Raw genomic sequence first — 16,356 nt, forward strand, 5'->3', positions numbered from 1 at the left:
GATAAATATCAGTATTTAAGCCTTTTTAAGCCTTTATTTTTGGCGGAAACTTAAATATTTTAACATGAAAAATTTATTATTATTTGCTTTATTAATAGGGTTAACATTTAACCTAAACGCACAAGATACTGATGCTACGGACGATTATAATAGGTGGCAAGCACGTTTAAGGCTAATTTCAGTAATACCTTCTCCAGGTGATGATATTGACGGTGCTGATGTAGATTTAAGCACAGCTTTTGTACCAGAATTGGATTTCACTTACTTCTTTTCTAAAAATTGGGCAGCTGAATTAATACTCGGTACAGCAAAGCATGATGTAGATTTAAATATTGATGGTGGTGGATCTGTAGACTTAGGTCACGTTTGGTTATTACCTCCAACTTTAAATTTACAATATCATTTTTATGCTGACGATTTTAAACCATATGTTGGTGCAGGTATTAATTATACTATTTTCTATGGTGTTGATGAAGGTGATTTAGATGATATAGAATATGACAATGCTTTAGGTTTCTCTTTACAAGCTGGTTTAGATTACAACTTAAATGATAAGTGGTTTTTAAATTTAGATATTAAGAAATTATTCCTTAAAACAGATGTAACCGTAAATGGAGATCCAGACACATCAGAAGTAAATATCGACCCACTAATTATTGGGCTTGGTGTTGGTATGAAGTTCTAGCTATAAACAATTATTTATTACAAAAAAGAGTCTTACAAGGCTCTTTTTTGTTTATTCTACAATAGCAGTTACTGTATAACCTGCATCTCTGAGAAGATTAATTACACCATTATCTCCTGCTAAATGCCCAGCACCAACACCAAAAAATGTTGGTTGATCTTTGGCATATTTACCTATCTTAGAAATCCAGTTTTCATTTCTTTCGTTTAATAATTTGTCTTGATGGTTTGAAACTGTTTTGTTTTTATCATCATCCATCATGTCTAATAGCGCTGTAATATTTTCTTCTTTGTAAACTTTCAACATTTTTGCAAAGATGTCTTTATCATCTTCCAGGTTATTCTCTGCCATACGTATTAAATCAGCATACTGATCTTCTAAAGGAATATTGTCAAAGACTTTTATTTGCTCTTCTATAGTTTCAAGACCATAAATTTCTTCTTTTTGCTCTTTAGCGATTTTTGTGAGTTCTAATTCGAAGGATTGCATAGGACAATCTAACATTTTTGGATAAAACATAGAGCTAAGAAAGAAAGGTTTTATATTTTCCATCATTTTTACCGACATTCCCATATTGTTTATAAAAAGAGAATCAATCGTCTTATATTCTTCCTCGGACACAAAATCTTTTAACGTTTTGCCATCTTTTAGATACATACCTTTCATCATTTTCATCTGCATATTAGGGTCGTCCATGTCTAGTTCCATCACAATTTGTGTGGTTTCATCTAGTGCTTTTTTTACATCACCTTCAAGTGTAGCATCGCAGGTTATATGTATGGTTCCGAATAAATAAGACGGATTTTCTAATCCGTTACCTTCAATTTTCCATAAAGTAGAATTTTCTAATTCTTGAGCCGTAATTGAAAAAACAGAAAGTGTGGTTGCAACAAGTAATGATAAAATACGTTTCATAATATATGATTTAAACAGAATGTTTTAAATTGTTTGTAGTCTTACAGAACAATTTGTTACAAAAAGGAAAGCAACACGTCCAAAACTCGATAGCTTTTCGAATTTGTTTCAGTGTTGCTTTAACCAACCAATCAATATAAAGACTCTTTACAGACTTTTTTGTTACAGTCTGTTTATAGCTCTTCTACAACTAAATCTCCTTGGTTTCTAAAAACCAATTGACCATCAAACTCATCTAGAAGAATAATACTGTCTGTAGTGACTTTACCAGCTAAAATTTCTTTACTCAACTGGTTTAAAACTTCTTTTTGTATCACACGTTTTACAGGTCTTGCACCATATTCAGGATTGTAACCTTTTTCAGCTAAATATGCTTTTGCCTCTGGTGTAGCATCGAATGTTATCCCTTGTTGTGCAATCATTTTTGTGATGCCTTTAAGCTGTAAATCAACAATTTCAATAATATTTTCCTTAGTTAAAGGTGTAAACATTATAGTATCATCAATACGGTTTAAAAACTCTGGTCTTACACTTTGTTTTAATATGCCTAAAACATCAACCTTAGCTGCTTCCATGGCAGATTCAACATCTTTTGTAGCTTCAAAACGCTCTTGTATAATGTGGCTTCCCATATTAGACGTCATGATAATAATAGTGTTTTTGAAATCTGCAATACGACCTTTATTGTCGGTTAGACGCCCTTCATCTAACACTTGTAATAATATGTTGAAGGTATCTGGATGTGCTTTTTCAATCTCATCTAACAAGACTACTGAATACGGTTTGCGTCTTACAGCTTCTGTTAATTGCCCACCTTCATCATAGCCAACGTATCCTGGAGGCGCACCAACCAATCTACTCACCGCATGACGCTCTTGATATTCACTCATGTCAATACGTGTCATAGCGTTTTCATCATCGAACAAGTATTCTGCTAATGCTTTTGCTAGTTCTGTTTTACCAACACCAGTTGTACCTAAGAATAGGAATGAACCTATTGGTCTATTTGGGTTTTGTAAACCAGCTCTAGATCTACGTACTGCATCGCTTACCGCTTCTATAGCTTCTTCTTGGCCAACAACACGTTTGTGTAATTCATCCTCAAGTTTTAAAAGCTTTTCGCGTTCACTTTGTATCATTTTAGTTACAGGAATTCCTGTCCACTTCGCTACAACATCAGCAACATCTTCATAAGTAACTTCCTCTTTAATTAAGGCTGTTTCTTGCTGTTCTGCCAGTTGTTTTTGATACTCCTCTAGCTTCTCTGTGGCTTCTTTTATCTTTCCGTAGCGGATTTCAGCAACCTTACCATAATCACCTTCACGCTCTGCACGTTCAGCTTCAAGCTTATAGTTTTCAATTTCTTGCTTTATACTCTGAACGTTTTCAACCGTTTCTTTTTCAGACTTCCACTTGGCATTTAGCTCATTACGTTCTTCTTTAAGATTAGCTAATTCAGCTTTTAGGGACTTTAGTTTAGTTTCATCTTTCTCGCGTTTAATGGCTTCGTGCTCAATTTCTAACTGCATAATCTTACGGTCTAGAACATCTAGCTCTTCTGGTTTAGAGTTGATTTCCATACGTAATTTAGAAGCGGCTTCGTCCATTAAGTCAATCGCCTTGTCTGGCAAGAAACGATTGGTAATGTATCGGTTTGATAATTCGACTGCACCAATAATAGCTTCGTCCTTAATACGTACTTTGTGGTGTGCTTCATACTTTTCCTTTATACCACGAAGTATGGAAATAGCACTCTCTGTATCTGGCTCATTAACTGTTACCTTTTGGAAACGTCTTTCTAAGGCCTTGTCTTGCTCAAAATACTTTTGGTATTCATCTAAAGTGGTTGCGCCAATGGCTCTCAGCTCTCCACGAGCTAGAGCAGGTTTGAGGATGTTTGCGGCATCCATTGCACCTTGACCACCACCTGCACCAACAAGGGTGTGGATTTCGTCAATGAATAGGACAATATCACCTTCACTTGTGGTTACTTCTTTGATCACGGCTTTGAGACGTTCTTCAAACTCACCTTTATATTTCGCACCTGCAATTAAGGCTCCCATATCCAAAGCAAAGATTTGTTTGTCTTTTAGGTTCTCAGGAACATCTCCATCAATAATTCTGTGTGCTAAACCCTCGGCAATGGCTGTTTTACCAGTACCTGGCTCACCAACCAAAATTGGGTTGTTTTTTGTTCGACGAGACAGAATTTGAAGTATTCTACGAATTTCTTCATCGCGACCAATAACTGGGTCTAATTTCCCATCTTGTGCTAATTGGTTGAGGTTTTTAGCATACTTATTTAAAGAATTATAGGTTTCTTCTTGACTTTGAGACGTCACTCTATCTCCTTTTCGTAATTCTTCAATGGCTGAGTTAAGACCTTTTTCAGTAACTCCTTGATCTTTTAAAATTTGAGCAACTTTACTTTTAGACTTAAAAATAGCCAAGATTAAGTGCTCAATAGATACGTAGTCGTCATTCATCTTTTTTGCAATGATAGACGCTTCATTTAGGGCTTTACTGGCTTCTCTAGAAATCATTAATTCAGCGCCAGAGACTTTAGCAAAGCTCTGTAGTTCTTTATCTAATATTTGTTGTAATAAAGACACATTAACATTCAGCTTTTTAAGGATGAATGGTAACACATTCTCATCAACCTCAAAGAGCGCTTTAAAAATATGCTCGTTTTCTATTTGTTGATGACCAAAGCCTTGCGCAAGCTGCTGTGCCTGCTGTATGGCTTCTTGCGATTTTATTGTATAGTTATTAAAGTTCATCTTTTTATTTGTTTTTTTTCTTATTCAGTTTGGTAAGTATTAGTCAATTATCTTACCAATTCATTATAAGATTTAAATAATGTCAAAATGACTGATTTCTCAGGTTGGTTGTATGACTTTTTGTCTGTTGTTGTTTGTAATAAAACTAAATAACGGATTAATTAATTCATAATTATGATTTATTGAAATTAAAAATTATATTTAATAATCTTCTATTTTCGGCCAACCAACCCTAACTTGAAACCTATAGAATGGAAGACATTGAAAAAAAGGTACAACGACGGTATTTTATCTTTGTTGTATTAATCGTAATCTCTATACTAGCTTCTGTTGCGTTGCTTCAGCAATATCTGAGTCAACAGAAACGAATTGCAGACCTTATTGATTCTGCAAGCGGACAGATTATGAATGTACATGAGGTGTCTGAAAAGCTAAAACACATTGCTTACAATTACGAAAACCCCAATAATTTTTCTGATTTACAAAAGTTTGTAAAATTTAATGACAACTTCTTCACTGCGCAAGAGGAAATACATAAGGTGTGTAAGAGTCATTTTAAAGCTATACCAAAAGAAAATGCACGTTTTGTAGACTCTTTATTTACTGTAATTAACAAACAGCTTGTTGAATTAAATCAGGTGTCATCCTCTGTTTTAAATAACTTTAATAGCTACGATCTTGATGATGAGCAATTAGATAGACTGGTGAAGACTTATGAAGGGGCAATGCGAACACTCATAGATCATCATAACATTGTAGGCAAAGAAAAGCTTAATGAACTCTCGCGTTTTATTACATGGCTAGCTATATTCTTAGGGATATCGGTTTTAGGTGGTTTTGGTGTATTGTTAATACCAGCGTTAAAACAAGTAATTGATAAAAACAAAAGTCTCAGGTTATTAAAAGACGACTTACAACAAAAGGAAAAATACAATAAGATTTTTATAGAGCAATCACCCAATTCTATTGCAATGTTAGATAAAGATATGAAATACATAGCTGTATCTGAGCAGTGGTTAAAGGATTATAAATTAGAAGATAAAGAAGTTATAGGTTTTAGTCATTATGATGTTTTTCCCGAAATTGGTAAGGAATGGAAAGCGCAACATCAAAGGTGTTTAAATGGAGCTATAGATAAATGTGATGAAGCCGTTTTTGTAAGAGCAGATGGTACAGTACAGTGGATATTTTGGGATGTAAGACCATGGTATGCTAGTGATGGTAGTGTTGGTGGATTATTAATGTATACTGGCGATATTACCAAGAAACGACAAGAACGATTAGAGCGTCAAAAAATAGGTCGAATATTAAGAGAAACCAAAGAGCTATCTCGTATTGGTACTTGGGAAGTAGATCTTAGTGATGGTATTTTTCATTTTGGCAGCGTAGCAAGAGAAATTTTAGGACTTAGAGAAGGAGAACAAATTATAGGTTTTGAAGCCTTTGATATTTATAAGCCAGGTATAAGCAGGGAGAAGGCAAGAAAGGCAATAGAAAAGTTGATGAAACAAGGAACACCTTTTGATTTAGAGTTTGAAATCATTAATAAAAGAGGTGAGACAAAGTATATTAGAGAAATTGGAAAAGCGGACTTTGAAGATGTTAAAGTATCTAGAATTTATGGGATTTTTCAGGATATAACGGCTTCAAAAGAAGCGGAATTAACTTTATTGCGGCAAAATGAAGCCTTGAATTTTGCAGAGCAAATTACCAAAATGGGACACTGGCAATGGAATGTTAAAACCAATGAACTAAAATGGTCTTCAAGCCTTTATAAGATATTTAATCTTAGTCCTGATTCATTTGAATTATCTATGGAAAATGTTTTTTCAATGACACACCCAGACGATAGGTTGAAATTGAAAAAGCACATGGAGGAAACAATGAAAAACAAAAAATATGGCAAAGATTTAATACACCGAATAATATGTCCTAAAGGCAATATAAAGCATATACGTGTGGTAGGAAGAGTCATTTTAGATGAAGAAAATGAAATTTCTGAAATCATAGGAACTAATCAAGATGTTACGCAACAGGTACTAGAGGAGGCAAAGTTTAAAGCGTTGTTAGAGTCGGCTCCAGATGCCATGGTAATTGTTAATGAAGATAAAATAATACAAATCGTAAATACACAGGCAGAATTAATGTTTGGCTATAAATCGGAAGAACTTATTGGTGTGCACGCAGATATTTTAGTGCCAAGTGACTATAAATTAATGCCAGATGAAAATAGGTTAGAGTATCTCAATAATGCCAAAGGGCTGCAGGAAATTGATGGCAAAATGCTTTATGCTAATCATAAAAACGGTCACAAAATACCTGTACAAATTAGTTTGAGTCCGCTTGAAACCGAAGATGGACTTTTAGTTTCTGCTACCATGCGCGATATAACAGAGCAGATAAAATCTAAACAGCGCATTTTAGATGCTAATGAGCATCTAAAAGTATTAACAGAAAAACTTCAAGATCAAAATGTTAAGCTTAAGGAATTTGCTCACATCACATCACATAACCTAAGAGCACCAATTAGCAACCTTACATCTTTGGTAGAATTATATCATTTTTCCGACTCTATAGAAGACAAGAATGAAATTTTTAATAAATTAGAGGAAGTTACAGAGCGTGTGAGTCTTACCTTAGATACTTTGGCTGAAGCATTGAAAGTAAAAAATAATTCAGTAGAAAAAGAAATATTAGACTTAGAGACCATATATAAAAGCGCAGAACGTAAATTGCAACTAGAGATTGCAAACTCTAATGCAAAAATTTTAACTGATTTTAGAACTGTTATTAAAGTAGAATATAATAAACAGTATCTTCAAAATATATTTGAGAATTTTATATCTAATGCCATAAGATATGCCTCAAAAGAGCGTCAGCCAGAATTGTTAATCTCGGCTTACAAGGAAGAAAACAAAACCATATTATCATTTAAAGATAATGGGTTGGGAATGGATTTAGAAAAATATGGGCATAAACTATTTGGATTGCACAAAGTGTTTCATAGACACCCAGAAGCAAAAGGAGTAGGCTTGTTTATAACCAAAATGCAAGTAGAAGCCATGGGAGGAAATATTACTGTAAAAAGTGCAGTAAATGAAGGTACAGAATTTATAGTAACACTAAGTTGATTATGAGAAATGACGTTTTAAATATTTGTATTGTAGATGACGATAATATTTATCAGTTTGCTATGGGGCGTATTTTAAAATCCATGGAGGATGTACCAAAACAAATTATCACATTTTCTGATGGTGAGGAAGCGATAGAATATTTTGAAAAGCAAATAAACACCCAAAGTAGTCTGCCAGATGTGTTGCTGTTAGATATTAATATGCCAATAATGGACGGTTTTCAATTTTTAGAAGCTTATAACAAATTAAAATCCAAGATTAAGCAACGTATTGCTATTTATATGATATCTTCGTCAGTAGATCCTGTAGATATAGAAACGGCCAATAAATTTGATTGCATTATAGATTATGTAACCAAGCCATTAAAGTCTGCGGTACTAAAAGATATTATTAAAAAACATTACGCTGCATAACACTATAATATTAATGGGTTTTTTTAAAAACGTATTCGGAAGTTCAGAACCAAAGGAAGAGAAACTACTGCCATGGATAGCATTAACCGATCTTAATCAGTTAGAAGCTATAGCCAAAGCCTCGGCAACCAAAACGCAGTTTATTTTTAAGCACTCTACGCGTTGTGGTATTAGCCGTATGGTAATGAACCAGTTTGTTGCTGCTTACAATCTAGATCTCAATACAGATTTGTATTATTTAGATCTATTGAGTTATAGAGATGTCTCTAACGAGGTAGGTTATAAATTTCAGGTAATGCATGAGTCTCCTCAACTTTTGGTAATAAAAAACGGTGTAGTCGTAGCACATGCCAGCCATGGCGCTATCAACGACATGGATTTGGCTAAATTTGTCTAAAACTGTATATCTTTAAGGGTAATCCACAGCACATAAGTTCTGTTTAGCCATATATGGCATTCCATATTTCTTTTATAAAATCAAAGAAGAAAGCGAAAATACCATAAATAAAAATTAATAAAAGAATAATGATGATCACTAATGTACCTGAGCAACCAGATGCTAAAATACACCCTGCATTGTCCGCTTTTAAAACAACACCACAATGAGGACATTTTGTTGCTCTATCGCTTATCATGTTATTACATTCTTTGCAACTGATTAAAGACATAGCCAAATATAAATAAACTCATTTAACAGTTGTTTTTTCTGTTTGGAAATTAATATAAATAAGAAAGCACAATAAATTAAAACTACGTAAGTTTACGTATTGACTTGACGGGATAATAAGGCTAACTTCGCTTATCAATCAATATAGTTCACTTGTGCTGAATTTATTTCAGTATTGAAACGGAACTATATCTTAACGTTAGTCACCATAAAATTTAAAAAATGAGAATAACAATCATTTTAGTTATTCTGACAATTCAAGTAAGTTGTAAAAACCGTAATGAGACGAATATTAAGTCTGAAAATTCTGCCATCACTGAATTAACGAAATGCAACTGCAAGAATGAAGCAATTACTAAATATCACATTCTAACTAATAAAGCTGAAATTGCAATTTGTGATGGTGATTTCGATAGAGCATCCAAAAATTACTCATTGGCCTTTAAAGAAATCAAAAAACCATTTGGTCATGATGTTTATAATGCCGCACTTTCAAATCATCTCTCTAATAATTTAGATGAAAGAAATTTAAATCTTCAACTACTAATAAATAATTCAGATGATTTAAGTACGCTAAAGTCAATTTTCGTCAATACATATATAGATGAAAACCTTTGGAATTCTTTTGTAGAGAAAAGAACGACTGACTACGACTCAAGATTAAGAAATGAATTCAAATCAATCTGGGAAAGAGATCAATTGTTCAGACCAATGTACGATACTCATGATGACACTATTCAAGCTAATCGAATAATAAATATGAACAGGATACTTTCAATAACTGATTCTCTTGGCTTCCCTTCTCAGATAGAGCTTGGTTTTAGAAAATCCTTAAGAGGGCAAAATCATGATGTGGTTTTAGTTCATACATCCCAAAGAAGAAGCAGCGATAAAAACATAATTGATCTTGAGCCAATTCTTTGCAAGGCAGTAAATGAGGGACGATTTGATCCTGAACAGGCAATCTCGTACTTGCATTTCCAAAATGATAAGGATAAGAGTGATTTTGAAGTTTACTCAACTTGGCAATATAGACATCACTTGTTGCCAGATTCTCTAAATAACAAAATATGGCTTGTAAATTTGAATAAGGAAAAATATGAGCGAGCTAATGAAATAAGAAAAAAATGGAATGCCGATCAATTAGATGACATTGCAACAAAATCTGATTTTATTTCAAGAAGCTACATACCGTTCATATTTACATCAGTTATGACATTCATTGAAAATATGCCAACAGATCTTACTCTGGAAGAGGCTTTGGAACATTATAAAATGACTACTTCAGATAAAAAACCATTTAAAGAAAAGTAAAAAATACGATGACGAACAACGTATATAAAAAATAGCGGTTTAATCGCTTATTTTAAAGAAAATGAATAAATAAAAGGTCTGTTATAATCCGAAAAGTTAGTATATAAGAATCCGCTACTTTTCATATTCAAAACCGATAAGCGTAATCAATAAAAAACCTCTCAAAATTTGAGAGGTTTTTTTATTACTAACTATTCAAACGATACGAACTGATAATGTTTTTTAGTTTCAGTTTTAGGTCTTCACCAGAGTCGTAAACCATTTGCTCATCACTTGGGAAACGTACTTGTCTTTGTCTTAATAGGTTTACATCGTCTCTGTTAAGTGCTCTTCTATCTCCTTTAAAACGTCCAAAAACATTTTCAAAGGTAAATCCGCTATCTATGGTAAAGGCATCAATAACCTGGTTTTGTTTTAAATCTTTATAAACCACATCTGCAATAACCTGAGATGATTTGGTTTGTAATACTTCAAAAAATCTCGCTCTAACATTTACAATCTTATCTATTTTAATATCATTGCCTAAGCTGTCTTTAGCTACATTACCGTTGTCATCCAAAAGGTACTCCCAACCATCAACAATTTGTTTTTCTCTTAATAGCTGTCTTTCGTTAACACGCTCTGGTGATATGTTTATACGCTTTAATTGCAGTTCCATAGCAAAATCATAGTCTATGGTATTGTCTGCAATAGCGTGATATGTTGTCCAGAATTGATTAAGACCATAGGTGTTAAAATCTAAAAGTTCTGCTTCTAAACGCTGTGGTATTATTTGGTGCGTTTCGTTTAAAATAGATACCTGTACATAGTCCATACCTTTAAGATGTGCTTCTTGCATTAAGTCTCTAACATCTTCAAAATTTGGGTTAATGCTATCTACATAATCAAAAAGGCTATAGGCTTCACGTGCGTTTAATTTATCTTCAGTATCTAGCAAATCCAAGCCTTTATCCATCAAATAGTCTGAGGTTTTGTATCTGTACTCAACCAGCTCGTTACTATAATCGTTAAAACTAAAGCTAATAGTTTTACCATTTATTTTTAGAGGCATTACATGTTTTATAGCATTTTGTCTCGCTTCTAAATCGGAATAGCTTTCATAGATAGTTTTGTATAACTCAGGATTGCCATCTTTTTTTAGATGTTCAATTTGTGCCAAATCTTCCATTAAGACTTTATCATAAGCTTCTTTTAGCATAATTACATAGTCTTGCTTACGCTTTTTGTCTTTGTTGTTTTCTAGCTTTCTAAGCGCTTCAGAAATGGCTTGGTCATAATTACCATGGCTGATGGCTTCTTCAATTTGTTTTTTGGCACTACAAGATACGAGTACCGAAACAAGGACTGTAAATAGTAAAAATCGTTTCATAATCTTGTATTTATTGGTTATACAAAGTATAATCCAATCTTCGTGCCAAAAAAATAAAGCGCTAATTAATAGCGCTTTATGTAAGTAGTTATGTGATTAAATCTTATTTTTTCTTTTTAGGATTAAAAACAGGAAGTAACTGTGTTTTTACTTGGCCAAAACCAATACGAACATCATCATTTTCGCAATAGCCACGCATTACAACAGTATCGTAATCGTTGATGAACTTACGCTCAGTACCATCTTTTAGTTTCACAGGTTTAGTACCTTTCCAGGTTAACTCTAACATAGAGCCATAAGAATCTTCCGTTGGACCTGAAATTGTACCGCTTCCCATCATGTCTCCAGCATTTACAGGACAACCATTAACCGTATGATGCGCTAATTGCTGCGCCATGTTCCAATACATGTATTTAAAGTTGGTTTTACAAACTGTAGTTTCTTTACCACCTTTAGGGATAATTCCGGCTTCTAAATGAATATCAAAACTATGTTTCCCCTTTGTTTGTAAATATTCTAAAGGTTTAGGGTTTTGCTTAGGACTTGCTACTCTAAATGGCTCTAAGGCATCTAGGGTTACAATCCATGGAGACATAGACGATGCAAAGTTCTTTCCTAGGAAAGGTCCTAATGGCACGTATTCCCATTTTTGAATATCTCTGGCAGACCAATCATTAAAAACAACCAATCCGAAGATGTATTCTTCAGCTTCCTCAACAGGAATAGGTTCTCCAAGATCGTTAGCGTCTGTGGTGATAAATGCCATTTCTAATTCAAAATCTACCAATTTACTTGGGCCAAATACAGGTTTGTCTGCACCTTCTGGCATTGTTTGCCCTTGTGGTCTGTGAATTGGAATATGTGTTGTTACAATTGAAGAACTACGACCATGATAGCCAACCGGAATATGCAGCCAGTTTGGCAAAAGTGCATTATCTGGATCTCTAAACATAGCACCTACATTGGTAGCATGTTCTTTACTAGAATAAAAATCTGTATAATCACCAACATGCACAGGCATTTGCATTTCAATTTCATCCAATCTGAAACAAATAATCTCCTTGTGCTTGGTGTTGTTTTTTAATTCATCATTGTTAGAATCAAAAATTTCAGCAACACGATTACGCACAGCACGCCATGTTTTACGACCATCTGCTATAAAATCGTTTAATGAATCTTGAAGGAAAATATCGTCAGTTAAAGGAATTCCTTCAAAATACCCTAACTGATGTAATGCACCAAGGTCTATTGCTGTATCACCTATACGTGTCCCTATAGTAATAATGTCTTCTCTGGTTAAAAACACACCAAAAGGAATATTCTGAATAGGGAAGTCTGAGTATTTATTAACGTATAACCACGATGTTCTATTTGGGTCGTTGGCTGAAATTGGCATAATATCTTTTGTTGATTAAATGTTCATTATTTTCTATTCAAACCTACATAATTTTTAATACTAAAACTAATGTAATGCTTATTTTTGTATTCATTTAACAAAGACACTAATTATGCAACGCGACGAACAAATTTTTGAACTTATACAAGCCGAAAAAGAACGCCAAACCGAAGGAATAGAACTTATTGCCTCAGAGAATTTTGTAAGTAATCAGGTTATGGAAGCAGCAGGTTCTGTGTTAACAAACAAGTATGCTGAAGGCTATCCTGGTAAGCGTTATTATGGTGGTTGTGAAGTTGTAGATGAAGTGGAGCAGATTGCTATAGATAGAGCTAAAACATTGTTTGGTGCTGCTTATGCTAATGTTCAGCCTCATTCTGGTAGCCAGGCTAACACTGCTGTTTTTCATGCGTGTTTAAAACCAGGTGATACTATTTTAGGCTTCGATTTATCTCATGGAGGTCATTTAACACATGGTTCTCCGGTTAATTTTTCAGGTAAATTATACAGACCTACATTTTATGGTGTAAAGAAAGATACAGGCTACATAGATTATGATATGTTGGCAGACCAAGCACAAAAAGAACAACCAAAACTTATTATAGCTGGTGCTTCGGCATATTCTAGAGATATAGATTTTGCAAAGTTTAGAGAGGTTGCAGACAGTGTTGGTGCTGTGCTTTTAGCAGATATTTCGCATCCTGCAGGTTTAATAGCAAAGGGTATTCTTAACGACCCAATGCCTCATTGCCATGTGGTAACTACAACGACGCACAAAACGTTACGTGGTCCTAGAGGAGGTATGATAATGATGGGAGAAAATATTGATAATCCATTTGGTATTACTTTAAAGAATGGTAAGCTTCGTAAAATGTCTGGCTTATTAGATTCTGGTGTGTTCCCAGGTAACCAAGGTGGACCATTAGAGCATATTATTGCTGCTAAGGCGATTGCTTTTGGTGAAGCATTAACAGACGAGTTTTTACATTATATGCTACAAGTTAAAAAGAATGCTGATGCTATGGCACAAGCTTTTGTAGCTAAAGATTATAACTTGATTTCTGGTGGTACAGATAACCACATGATGCTTATAGACCTTAGAAATAAAAACATTACTGGTAAAGATGCTGAAAATGCTTTAGTAAAAGCTGATATTACGGTGAATAAGAATATGGTTCCATTTGACACAGAATCTCCTTTTGTAACTTCTGGTATTAGAGTAGGTACACCAGCCATTACTACAAGAGGTTTAAAAGAAACTGATATGGCATATGTTGTGGATTTAATTGATGAGGTTATCAATAATTTCGAAAATGAAACGGTGTTAAAAGGTGTTGCTGAAAAAGTAAATGAACTTATGGGAGGTAGACCTTTGTTTAATGCTTAATAGAAACTGTGTCATTCTGAACTTGATTCAGAATCTAATAATGTAAATTAGATGCTTAATCAAGTTCAGCAGTACAATAATAAAAAGCCTTTCATACTAAATTGAAAGGCTTTTTGTTATTCTTTAAGATTTTAAAGGAAATGAAATACCAACGGCAAATGCACCTGCAAATTGTTCGGCAGAAGGGAGGAAAAAATATCTAAAACCAATATCAACACCATTATTTTTACCTAATTCTAGTCCAAATGCAATGGGAATGTGATAAGTAAAACCACTTTTTTCGATATTAGTATAATCTGTAAAAGTTTCAAATTTACCAATAGAACCACCTATACCTACCTCAAGGTAAGGTGCAACCCAAGGAATAGGTGCTCTTAGCCTAGCTTTACCACCTAGTAAAAAAGCTTTGGTTTCAACTTTTTCATTAGTTGGATTATTATCTATGTCTTTTCCATTAGAACTTGTTGTAATAAACCCAGCATATGGTCTTAGTTCTAGCCATGATTTAATTTTTACAACATACTCGCCTTGTATAAAGAATCCTGTGCTAACAATATCGGTAGTGCTTTCATAAGGCGAAGTTAATCCTAAACCTATTTCTGCATTAATTTCTTTTTCGTATTTACTTTGTGCGTAAGAGGTATATGTTACAATGACTAATAGTAGAGCAATGAGTTGGTTTTTCATATAGATAAAAATTTATGATAGATTATTCCTCAAAAATTACACTTTCGTAAGCGCCAGAATCTGCATCTGCACTACGAGAAGTTCCCAAAATATCAGCAAATGTGCTAAATGTTGAATCTGCAAGTCCATTAGCACCAGAGTCTTCTCCAATACGCATTAGATTTTCAAAAGGATCTTCAAAATCTGGATCTACATTACGGATAATACCTTCGTAACGTGTTGCATCACTAAACACATAATTTCCGGTGCCTTCTAAGTTAGAGTTGTTGAATCTTATAAGACAATTGGTGAATTTAAAGTTAAAGTCATCTCCTTCGTTTTCTAATAGAATTTCTGGGTCATCATTACCGTAGATAATACAGTTTGTAAATTCAGCTTCGGTAGTATTAGTAAAAATTGTGTTGTTTTCTCCTACTGCAAAATCGTTAAGTAGAAGTGAAGGATATTGTCTAAAACTGCTATTCCAATAATTGGCAATGGTACAGTGTGTAAAATTGTATTTTCCGCCCAAAGTACCTGCAAAGGAAGATTGCCCAGAGTTATTAATCACTAGATTTTCTGCTGTGATAGAGGTGGCTCTTCCCAATAAACCAAAAGCACTAGAATTATAGATTTGAGAGTTAGAAATACTTAATTTATCATTAGTGTCGTTCTGTCCAAATTCTGATAATACACCAATGGTTGCATTTTTAATAGTTGCGTAATTAATGGTATTGTTTTCACTACCATCAAATAACCAAATGGTTCCCCATTGACCTGGTATATCTTCATAGAGAGGTTCTAATCTATCTCCTTCGAGAATGACTTCATTTTCTAAAGCGTCTTGATCTGCGCTAAGTTCTCCATTGATATTTAGTGTTCCTCCTTCGGTAACAATAATTCCAGAATCTGCATGAAAATGCACGCGAGCACCAGGTTCCATCGTTAGGGTTTGTCCTGCGCCAACACCAGCATAGCCATAAATTACATAAGGTTTTTCATTGGTAAAGGTAAGTTCGTCGTTCTCTAAATAGCGACCTTGTAGTGAGGTTTCGTCTGGTGTGCCATCACCATCAACATCAAAAGTTAGTGTTTCAATAATACCAGTATCTTCATCTCTATTGGCATAGATAAAAACAGCATCTTTTACCAAAGTTACGAGGTCGACGTCTTGCTGATTGCTACCAGAATCGAATAATATTTTATCGGTGTACAAAAATTGATTTTCTAAAGTGGATAGCGTTGAAATATCAATGGTTGTTTCAATAAAAATAAATAAACTATCGTTTGCCAAAAGTTCTACATTTTCAAAAAACTTGCCTTCTTGATCTCCCTCTAAACCAGTGGTGCCATCTACATTCATTCTATAAAATGAGTTGACTCCATTTTCTAATTGAATGGTTGGTATTACAATATCTTCATCACTTCGGTTATATACTTTTAGGTTATATGTACTAGAGCCAATGTTTGTAAATACAGTATCTAGGTAAACCGTGTCTTTTGCAAATTCTAAATTTCCTGTACTTGGAGAGAATTCAAAATCTTTACGGCAAGAACTCCAGAATAATAGAACAATAAAACAAATAAGGAAGGATAACAATCGCTTCATAAGAGATAAATATAATTTGGC

The 16,356-nt window shown here is 33.9% G+C and carries 13 protein-coding genes; 6 read left to right on the forward strand and 7 right to left on the reverse strand.

Annotated elements, in window-relative coordinates:
* The first annotated feature begins 64 nt into the window (after nt 1–64).
* Complete coding sequence (locus tag V1468_RS09895) at nt 65–685, forward strand: OmpW/AlkL family protein (RefSeq protein WP_331810083.1); 621 nt, start codon at nt 65–67, stop codon at nt 683–685.
* A 51-nt stretch (nt 686–736) separates the two neighbouring features.
* Here V1468_RS09895 and V1468_RS09900 read toward each other — a convergent pair whose 3' ends face one another.
* Both V1468_RS09900 and clpB read right to left on the reverse strand, forming a co-directional pair.
* Complete coding sequence (locus tag V1468_RS09900) at nt 737–1,600, reverse strand: TraB/GumN family protein (RefSeq protein ID WP_331810084.1); 864 nt, start codon at nt 1,598–1,600, stop codon at nt 737–739.
* A gap of 173 nt (nt 1,601–1,773) precedes the next feature.
* On the reverse strand, nt 1,774–4,380 hold the full coding sequence (clpB, locus tag V1468_RS09905; RefSeq protein WP_331810085.1) for an ATP-dependent chaperone ClpB: 2,607 nt from the start codon (nt 4,378–4,380) through the stop codon (nt 1,774–1,776).
* A 251-nt stretch (nt 4,381–4,631) separates the two neighbouring features.
* Between clpB and V1468_RS09910 the strand changes: the two genes are divergently transcribed.
* The 3 genes from V1468_RS09910 to ytxJ are packed head-to-tail and all read left to right on the forward strand — an operon-like array spanning nt 4,632 to nt 8,324.
* Nucleotides 4,632–7,511, forward strand: coding sequence for a PAS domain S-box protein (locus V1468_RS09910; RefSeq protein WP_331810086.1), 2,880 nt, complete (start codon nt 4,632–4,634; stop codon nt 7,509–7,511).
* A gap of 2 nt (nt 7,512–7,513) precedes the next feature.
* Nucleotides 7,514–7,927, forward strand: coding sequence for a response regulator (locus V1468_RS09915; protein WP_331810087.1), 414 nt, complete (start codon nt 7,514–7,516; stop codon nt 7,925–7,927).
* Between the two features lie 13 nt (nt 7,928–7,940).
* Complete coding sequence (ytxJ, locus tag V1468_RS09920) at nt 7,941–8,324, forward strand: bacillithiol system redox-active protein YtxJ (RefSeq protein ID WP_331810088.1); 384 nt, start codon at nt 7,941–7,943, stop codon at nt 8,322–8,324.
* Nucleotides 8,325–8,367: 43 nt separating this feature from the next.
* On the opposite strand, the gene V1468_RS09925 is transcribed toward ytxJ, so the two are convergent.
* Complete coding sequence (locus V1468_RS09925) at nt 8,368–8,562, reverse strand: hypothetical protein (protein ID WP_408647362.1); 195 nt, start codon at nt 8,560–8,562, stop codon at nt 8,368–8,370.
* 254 nt (nt 8,563–8,816) lie between these two features.
* Between V1468_RS09925 and V1468_RS09930 the strand changes: the two genes are divergently transcribed.
* Nucleotides 8,817–9,908 carry a hypothetical protein gene (locus V1468_RS09930; protein ID WP_331810090.1) on the forward strand — a complete coding sequence of 364 codons (1,092 nt, stop codon included), beginning with the start codon at nt 8,817–8,819 and terminating at the stop codon, nt 9,906–9,908.
* A gap of 187 nt (nt 9,909–10,095) precedes the next feature.
* Here V1468_RS09930 and V1468_RS09935 read toward each other — a convergent pair whose 3' ends face one another.
* Together V1468_RS09935 and fahA are read right to left on the reverse strand one after the other, a co-directional pair.
* Nucleotides 10,096–11,277 (reverse strand): hypothetical protein, encoded by a 1,182-nt coding sequence (locus tag V1468_RS09935; RefSeq protein ID WP_331810091.1) that lies wholly within the window; start codon nt 11,275–11,277, stop codon nt 10,096–10,098.
* Between the two features lie 103 nt (nt 11,278–11,380).
* The gene (gene fahA / locus V1468_RS09940; RefSeq protein ID WP_331810092.1) at nt 11,381–12,673 is read right to left on the reverse strand and encodes a fumarylacetoacetase; all 1,293 of its coding nucleotides are present in this window, start codon (nt 12,671–12,673) and stop codon (nt 11,381–11,383) included.
* Nucleotides 12,674–12,785: 112 nt separating this feature from the next.
* Here fahA and glyA point away from each other — a divergent pair, with 112 nt between their 5' ends.
* On the forward strand, nt 12,786–14,060 hold the full coding sequence (glyA, locus tag V1468_RS09945; protein ID WP_331810093.1) for a serine hydroxymethyltransferase: 1,275 nt from the start codon (nt 12,786–12,788) through the stop codon (nt 14,058–14,060).
* 123 nt (nt 14,061–14,183) lie between these two features.
* On the opposite strand, the gene V1468_RS09950 is transcribed toward glyA, so the two are convergent.
* Together V1468_RS09950 and V1468_RS09955 are read right to left on the reverse strand one after the other, a co-directional pair.
* Entirely contained in the window at nt 14,184–14,747 is a 564-nt protein-coding gene (locus tag V1468_RS09950) for an outer membrane beta-barrel protein (protein ID WP_331810094.1), read from the reverse strand.
* 22 nt (nt 14,748–14,769) lie between these two features.
* On the reverse strand, nt 14,770–16,335 hold the full coding sequence (locus V1468_RS09955; RefSeq protein ID WP_331810095.1) for a right-handed parallel beta-helix repeat-containing protein: 1,566 nt from the start codon (nt 16,333–16,335) through the stop codon (nt 14,770–14,772).
* Nucleotides 16,336–16,356: the final 21 nt, after the last annotated feature.

Source organism: Winogradskyella poriferorum (genome assembly GCF_036553625.1).
Lineage (GTDB): Bacteria > Bacteroidota > Bacteroidia > Flavobacteriales > Flavobacteriaceae > Winogradskyella > Winogradskyella poriferorum.

Bases quoted from the DNA above. Each gene is read 5' to 3' on its own strand.
- V1468_RS09895 (WP_331810083.1), top strand. From the start codon at position 65: ATGAAAAATTTATTATTATTTGCTTTATTAATAGGGTTAACATTTAAC.
- V1468_RS09900 (WP_331810084.1), bottom strand. From the start codon at position 1,600: ATGAAACGTATTTTATCATTACTTGTTGCAACCACACTTTCTGTTTTT.
- clpB (WP_331810085.1), bottom strand. From the start codon at position 4,380: ATGAACTTTAATAACTATACAATAAAATCGCAAGAAGCCATACAGCAG.
- V1468_RS09910 (WP_331810086.1), top strand. From the start codon at position 4,632: ATGGAAGACATTGAAAAAAAGGTACAACGACGGTATTTTATCTTTGTT.
- V1468_RS09915 (WP_331810087.1), top strand. From the start codon at position 7,514: ATGAGAAATGACGTTTTAAATATTTGTATTGTAGATGACGATAATATT.
- ytxJ (WP_331810088.1), top strand. From the start codon at position 7,941: ATGGGTTTTTTTAAAAACGTATTCGGAAGTTCAGAACCAAAGGAAGAG.
- V1468_RS09925 (WP_408647362.1), bottom strand. From the start codon at position 8,562: ATGATAAGCGATAGAGCAACAAAATGTCCTCATTGTGGTGTTGTTTTA.
- V1468_RS09930 (WP_331810090.1), top strand. From the start codon at position 8,817: ATGAGAATAACAATCATTTTAGTTATTCTGACAATTCAAGTAAGTTGT.
- V1468_RS09935 (WP_331810091.1), bottom strand. From the start codon at position 11,277: ATGAAACGATTTTTACTATTTACAGTCCTTGTTTCGGTACTCGTATCT.
- fahA (WP_331810092.1), bottom strand. From the start codon at position 12,673: ATGCCAATTTCAGCCAACGACCCAAATAGAACATCGTGGTTATACGTT.
- glyA (WP_331810093.1), top strand. From the start codon at position 12,786: ATGCAACGCGACGAACAAATTTTTGAACTTATACAAGCCGAAAAAGAA.
- V1468_RS09950 (WP_331810094.1), bottom strand. From the start codon at position 14,747: ATGAAAAACCAACTCATTGCTCTACTATTAGTCATTGTAACATATACC.
- V1468_RS09955 (WP_331810095.1), bottom strand. From the start codon at position 16,335: ATGAAGCGATTGTTATCCTTCCTTATTTGTTTTATTGTTCTATTATTC.